Raw genomic sequence first — 6064 nt, forward strand, 5'->3', positions numbered from 1 at the left:
GCCGATCGCCACCAAGAACAACGGCTATGACGGGCTCGACGCCGAGCTGGTCTTCAACAAGACCAAATTCGTCGACCATGTCGCCTTCATTAAGAAGATGTACGACGAAGGCCTGTTCGTGCTGAAGACCAAGGAGGGCGGCCAGGACGTCGTCCCGGCCTTCGCCTCCGGCACCTGCCAGATGACCCAGTCCTCGGTCGCCGACCACGGCACTATCGGCAAGCTGGCCGCGCCCGACATGCATTGGGACGTGGTCAAGCTGCCGATCTGGGCTGGCACCGAGCGCAAGAACTCGCTGGTCGGCGGCGCCTCGCTGTGGGTCCTCGCCGGCAAGTCCGAGGGCGAGTACAAGGGTGCCGCGGCGTTCCTGAACTTCCTGGCCCAGCCCTCCTCGGTCGAGTGGTGGTCGACCGTCACCGGCTATATCCCGGTGACCAATTCCGGCTTCCAGGCGATGAAGGCCGCGGGCTTCTACGACAAGGCGCCCTACAAGGGCCGCGAGATCGCGATCGAGAGCCTGACCTTCACCCCGACCACCCCGGTCTCGCGCGGCATCCGCCTCGGCGGCTACATCCAGATCCGCAAGGAAGTCCAGGACGCGCTGCAGGCGATCATCGCCGGCAAGGTCTCGGTGCAGGACGGCCTCGACCAGGCGGTGGAGCGCGGCAACGCGATCCTGCGCCGGTTCGAGAAGACCTATTCCGGCAAGCAGCTGCTCTGACCGGATCCGCCGCCCCCGCCCTGCCGGCCCACGGCCGGGCGGGGGTCGGCAGGCCTTCGCCCCTCCCCCACCAGCCGCCTCGGACCCGATGGAAAAACGCGCCTTCTTCAAGAACCGGACTCTGGCCTGGCTCCTGATCACGCCGCAGCTGCTGCTGGTGTTCCTGTTCTTCTACTGGCCGGCCGGCGAGGCGCTGTACTGGGCCTTCACCCTGGAGCAGCCCTGGGGCGGCGGCAATGAATGGGTGGGGCTGGAGAACTTCAAGGCGATCTTCGCGGACGGCGCCTATTGGGGGTCGATCGGCGTCAGCTTCGCCTATGCCCTGCTTGCCACCGGCATCGCCATGGCCGGCGCCCTGGTCCTGGCGCTGTTCGTCGACCGCCAGCTGCGCGGCTTCCAGGCCTACCGCTCGATCTTCGTCTGGCCCTACGCGATTGCGGCGCCCGCCGCGGCCGTGGCCTTCCGCTTCATCTTCGCGCCCGAGAGCGGGATGATCGGCGCGCTGAACGCGCTGTGGCCCGGCCTGTGGAACCCGGTGCTGAACGGCACCCAGGCCCTGATCATGGTGGTGCTGTGCCATGCCTGGATCTGGATCGGCTACAACTTCATCTTCTTCCTGGCGGCGCTGCAGTCGATCCCGAGGAGCCTGATCGAGGCCAGCGCCATGGACGGGTCCGGCGCCCTGCGCCGGATGGCCGACATCCAGCTGCCGCTGATCGCGCCGACCCTGTTCTTCCTGATGGTGATCAACCTCACCGGCAGCTTCACCGACAGCTTCGGCATCGTCGACATCATGACCGAGGGCGGCCCGGCCCGCGGCACCGAAGTCATGGTCTACAAGATCTATTTCGACGGCTTCAAAGGCCTCGATTATTCCGGCGCCGCCGCGCAGAGCATCGTGCTGATGCTGCTGGTCATGGTCCTCACCTTCGTCCAGTTCCGCTGGGTCGAACGCCGCGTCCACTACAGCTGAGGGAGGATGCGATGATCGAACGCACCCCGATCCTGAACGCGCTGACCCACCTGATCCTGATCGCCGGGCTGGTCCTGGTGCTGCTGCCCTTCGGCATCGTCCTGGCCGCCGCGACCAAGGACATCCAGGGCGTCAACCAGGTGCCGATGAGCCTGGTCCCCGGCGGCCATCTGATCGACAACCTGGCCGCCGCCTGGAACCAGGCGGAGTTCGGCCCGAAGCTGCTGAACAGCCTGATCGTCGCGGTCGGCGTCACGGTCGGCAAGATCGTGCTGGCGGCGCTGACCGCCTTCTCGATCGTGTTCTTCCGCTACCGCGCGCGGATGCTGGTGTTCTGGCTGATCTTCACCACGCTGATGCTGCCGCTGGAGGTCCGCATCGTGCCGACCTACTCGATCGCGGCCAACGCGCTGTCGCCGTTCCAGAGCATCCTCGCCGCCATCGGGCTGCAGGTCGACCTGCAGTGGAACCTGCTGAACTCCTACACCGGCCTGATCCTGCCGCTGATCGCGACCGCCACCGGCACCTTCCTCTACCGCCAGTTCTTCCTGACCGTGCCGGACGAGCTGCTGGAGGCGTCGAAGATGGACGGCGCCGGGGCGATGCGCTTCTTCGCCGAGATCCTGATGCCGCTGTCGCGCACCAACATGCTGGCGCTGGCCGCGATCCTCTTCGTCTACAGCTGGAACCAGTATTTGTGGCCGCTGCTGGTCACCACCGACCAGTCCTTCAGCACCGCGGTGGTGGAGCTGAAGCGCCTGATCCCGACCAACCAGGGCGGCCTGCCGGAATGGAACATCGCCATGGCCGGCACCCTGATCGTGATGATCCCGCCGCTGCTGGTCGTCGCGCTGATGCAGCGCTGGTTCGTGCGCGGCCTGATCGCCACCGAGAAATAAGGAGAGACCCCATGGCCCACATCGCCATCCGCGGCGTCCGCAAGAGCTACGGCAAGACCCCGGTGGTGCACGGCGTCGACCTGGACCTGCCGTCGGGCACCTTCGCCGTGATCCTCGGCCCGTCCGGCTGCGGCAAGTCGACCCTGCTGCGCATGATCGCCGGCCTCGAAGAGATCACCGCCGGTGAGATCGCCATCGGCGGCCGGGTGGTGAACCGGCTGGAGCCGCGGGAGCGCGGCTGCGCCATGGTGTTCCAGAACTATGCGCTGTACCCGCACATGACCGTGGCCCAGAACATGGGCTATGCGCTGAAGGTGGCGGGCGTGCCGAAGGCCGAGCGCATGGCCAAGGTGCGGGAGGTGGCGAAGCTGGTCGGCCTCGAGGATTTCCTCGACCGCAAGCCGGCCGCCCTGTCCGGCGGCCAGCGCCAGCGCGTGGCCATGGGCCGCGCCATCATCCGCGAGCCGGAGGTGTTCCTGTTCGACGAGCCGCTGTCGAATCTGGACGCCAAGCTCAGGGTGCAGATGCGGGTCGAGATCCGCCGCCTGCACCGGCGCCTGGGCGCGACCTCGGTCTTCGTCACCCATGACCAGGTCGAGGCGATGACCCTGGCCGACGTGCTGATCGTGATGAACAAGGGCGTGGTCGAGCAGATCGGCCGCCCGGCCGAGATCTACAACCACCCGCGCACCCGCTATGTCGCCAGCTTCATCGGCTCGCCGGCGATGAACTTCATCGAGGGCCGCATCTTCGCCCCCGGCCAGTTCGGCTTCGACGAGACCAAGACGGTCGCGATCGACCCGGCCTTCGGCGGCCGCTTCGTCGAGCGCTCCGCCGCTCTCGGCATCCGGCCGGAGCTGGTGGAGATCGTGCCGGTCGACCATCCCGGCGCGCTGGTCGCCACGGTCGACTTCATCGAGGAGCTGGGCGCCGGCCGGGTGGTCCACACCGACATCGACGGCCTGTCCTTCGCCGTCACCACCGGCGACGAGGCCGACTACACCCCCGGCCAGCCGCTGGGCCTGTACCTGCCGCCGTCGCAGCTGCATTTCTTCGACCCGCACACCGGGCTGCGGCTCGATGCCGACCTGCCGGCCGAGCATCGCTTCGCCGTCGCCACCGCCGCCTGAGATCGAGAGACCATCATGACCGAGATCATCACCGCCATCGGCTTCTCCACCGGCGTCAGCGGCAAGGGAGACCTCTCCCGCCTCGACGCCAGCCTGGGCCGCATCGCCGCGCTGGGCGCCGACGCGGCCGAGCTGTCGCTGTATGGCGAGGACCTGATCGCCGGCGGCCGCGTGCTGCCTGCCCGGGCGCAGATGCTGAAGCAGATCGTGCGCCGCCACGACCTGCGCTACACCGTGCACGGCCAGATCGTCTCCAACTTCATGGACGAGCAGAACCTGCCCTTCCAGAAGGCGGTGGTGCGGGCGATGCTGGAGCTGTGCGACCAGGTCGGAGCCGGCGTGCTGGTGCATCATTGCGGCAAGGCGGCGATGACCGACCAGGCCGGCCGCGACCGGCTGGACGCAATGGAGCGCGAGGCCCTGGCCGAGCTGGCCGAAGTGGCCCGCGGCTATGGCGTCAAGCTGGCCTTCGAGAACATCTTCGCCATGGACGACGGCGAATACCGCCAGACCCCGGCCGAGGTCGCCGACACGGTGCGGGCGGTGGCCCACCCCAACCTGTGCACGCTGATCGATTTCAGCCACGCCTATATCGAGAGCACCCGCCGCGGCCTGGACTGGCGCGCCCAGATCCGCAGCATGGCCTCGGCCACCGGCCATCTGCATGTGCATGACAGCTTCGGCCGCCCCTACACCATGACCAGGTTTTACGAGCCGTCCGAGGCCGTGGCGCTGGGCATCGGCGACCTGCATTTGCCGCTGGGCTGGGGCGACATCGCCTGGGAGGAGATCTTCGCCGAGCTGACCTTCCAGCCCGACACGGTGATGATCCTGGAGCTGAACGCCGACCGTTACGATGCCGAGCTGGCCGACAGCCTGGCCCGCGCCCGGCGCCTGGCCGATCTGGTCAACCAGCGCGCGCTGGCGGCCTGATCCGGACGATGCGGCAGATCATCACCAGGCGGGCCGGCGTGCTGCCGGCCCCGGACCCGGTCCTTCTGGCCGATGCCGCCCTGGCGCCGGACGATGCGCATGACCGTTTCGCCGCCCAGGTGCCGGCGCTCAATGCCGTCGAGCATCGGCCGGCGGAGGAGATGTGGCCGGTCGGACCACAGCTGCGCGTCGCCGCCTGGAACGCCGAGCGGCTGAAGTACCACGCCCCCTCCGCCGCGCTGCTGCGCGCCACCGGCGCCGATGTGGTGCTGCTGACCGAAGCCGATATCGGCATGGCCCGCTCCGGCAACCGGCACACGGTGCGCGACCTGGCCGAGGCGCTGGGCATGGGCTGGGCCTATGGCGTCGAGTTCGTCGAGCTCGGCCTCGGCGATGCCCGTGAATGCGAATGGCACGCCGACGAGGACAATCGCTGCGGGCTGCACGGCAACGCCATCCTCAGCCGCCACAAGCTGCTGGACCCGGTGGTCATCCCGCTGGATGCCGGCGGCACCTGGTTCGCCGGCCGCAGCGGCAACCAGCGCCGGCTGGGCGGCCGCATGGCCATGGCCGCCCGGCTGGACGCGCCGCGGCCGCTCTGGCTGGTCGCGGCGCATCTGGAGAGCCACAGCGACGCCGCCGACCGCGCCCGCCAGGGCGAGCGGCTGGTGGCGGCGATCGACCGGCTGGTCCCGGCCGGCGCCGGGGTGGTGCTGGGCGGCGACTTCAACACCAAGGAGGCGCTTGGGTCCCTGGAGGCGCCGGAGGAGCCGCTGTTCGCCGTGCTGCGCGATGCCGGCTTCGACTGGCACCGCTGCAACGCGCCCGGCCCGACCCAGCGCACCCGGCCGGACGGCACGCCGGTGCCGCCCTTCGCCAAGCTCGACTGGCTGTTCACCCGCCATGCCGATGCCGAGGCGCCGGCGACGATCGCCGCCGTGGACGAGACAGGCGCCGCCATCTCCGACCACGACGTGGTGGCGGCGACGGTGCTGACGGGGTTGGCGGTCGAACGGCAGCAGACGGCAAGCATCGAAGCCTGACCTCGTTCCACAGCCCTTTGAAACTTCTATCCTCGGGCTTGCCCCGAGGATCCAGGGGCGGCCAGAGCGGCTCTCGGTGGCCCCTGGATTGCCGGGTCAAGCCCGGCAATGACAGAACAATGGGAATCCGACTGCACCCCACATAAACCCGATGTCATGAAACGTCGCGGCCTTCCGCTCCGTATAGAGGGATGGCCGCGCTATCCTGTGCCGTGGCCGCGACCCCGACCGTGTCCATCGAGGACCCCATGCGCTCGCCTTTCACCGACCGTGCCGGCCGCTTCTCCTGGCTGAAGACTGTGGTCTTCGTCCTGCTGCTGCTGCCCGGCCTCTGGTATGGCGGGCGGCTGCTGGCCGGCGACCTG

Annotated in this window: 6 protein-coding genes; all 6 read left to right on the forward strand. The window is 68.8% G+C overall.

Annotated elements, in window-relative coordinates; genetic code table 11:
• The coding region (locus tag ABDW35_RS30360) for an extracellular solute-binding protein (RefSeq protein ID WP_343717578.1) at window positions 1-721 on the forward strand (721 nt) is incomplete at its 5' end.
• 88 nt (window positions 722-809) lie between these two features.
• On the forward strand, window positions 810-1694 hold the full coding sequence (locus ABDW35_RS30365) for an ABC transporter permease subunit (RefSeq protein WP_343717579.1): 885 nt from the start codon (window positions 810-812) through the stop codon (window positions 1692-1694).
• Between the two features lie 11 nt (window positions 1695-1705).
• Window positions 1706-2593 carry a sn-glycerol-3-phosphate ABC transporter permease UgpE gene (gene ugpE, locus ABDW35_RS30370; protein ID WP_343717580.1) on the forward strand — a complete coding sequence of 296 codons (888 nt, stop codon included), beginning with the start codon at window positions 1706-1708 and terminating at the stop codon, window positions 2591-2593.
• A gap of 11 nt (window positions 2594-2604) precedes the next feature.
• Window positions 2605-3723, forward strand: a complete 1119-nt coding sequence (gene ugpC / locus ABDW35_RS30375; RefSeq protein ID WP_343717581.1) for a sn-glycerol-3-phosphate ABC transporter ATP-binding protein UgpC — start codon at window positions 2605-2607, stop codon at window positions 3721-3723.
• A gap of 15 nt (window positions 3724-3738) precedes the next feature.
• A complete protein-coding gene (locus ABDW35_RS30380) occupies window positions 3739-4656 on the forward strand; it encodes a TIM barrel protein (RefSeq protein ID WP_343717582.1) in 918 nt (305 codons plus the stop codon).
• An 8-nt stretch (window positions 4657-4664) separates the two neighbouring features.
• A complete protein-coding gene (locus ABDW35_RS30385; RefSeq protein WP_343717583.1) occupies window positions 4665-5699 on the forward strand; it encodes an endonuclease/exonuclease/phosphatase family protein in 1035 nt (344 codons plus the stop codon).
• The last annotated feature ends 365 nt before the right edge of the window (window positions 5700-6064 follow it).

It is taken from the genome of Inquilinus sp. (assembly GCF_039594555.1).
Taxonomy (GTDB): domain Bacteria; phylum Pseudomonadota; class Alphaproteobacteria; order DSM-16000; family Inquilinaceae; genus Inquilinus.

What these genes read in the sequence shown, in the direction of transcription:
- ABDW35_RS30365 (WP_343717579.1), top strand. Translation starts at nt 810, where the DNA reads ATGGAAAAACGCGCCTTCTTCAAGAACCGGACTCTGGCCTGGCTCCTG.
- ugpE (WP_343717580.1), top strand. Translation starts at nt 1,706, where the DNA reads ATGATCGAACGCACCCCGATCCTGAACGCGCTGACCCACCTGATCCTG.
- ugpC (WP_343717581.1), top strand. Translation starts at nt 2,605, where the DNA reads ATGGCCCACATCGCCATCCGCGGCGTCCGCAAGAGCTACGGCAAGACC.
- ABDW35_RS30380 (WP_343717582.1), top strand. Translation starts at nt 3,739, where the DNA reads ATGACCGAGATCATCACCGCCATCGGCTTCTCCACCGGCGTCAGCGGC.
- ABDW35_RS30385 (WP_343717583.1), top strand. Translation starts at nt 4,665, where the DNA reads ATGCGGCAGATCATCACCAGGCGGGCCGGCGTGCTGCCGGCCCCGGAC.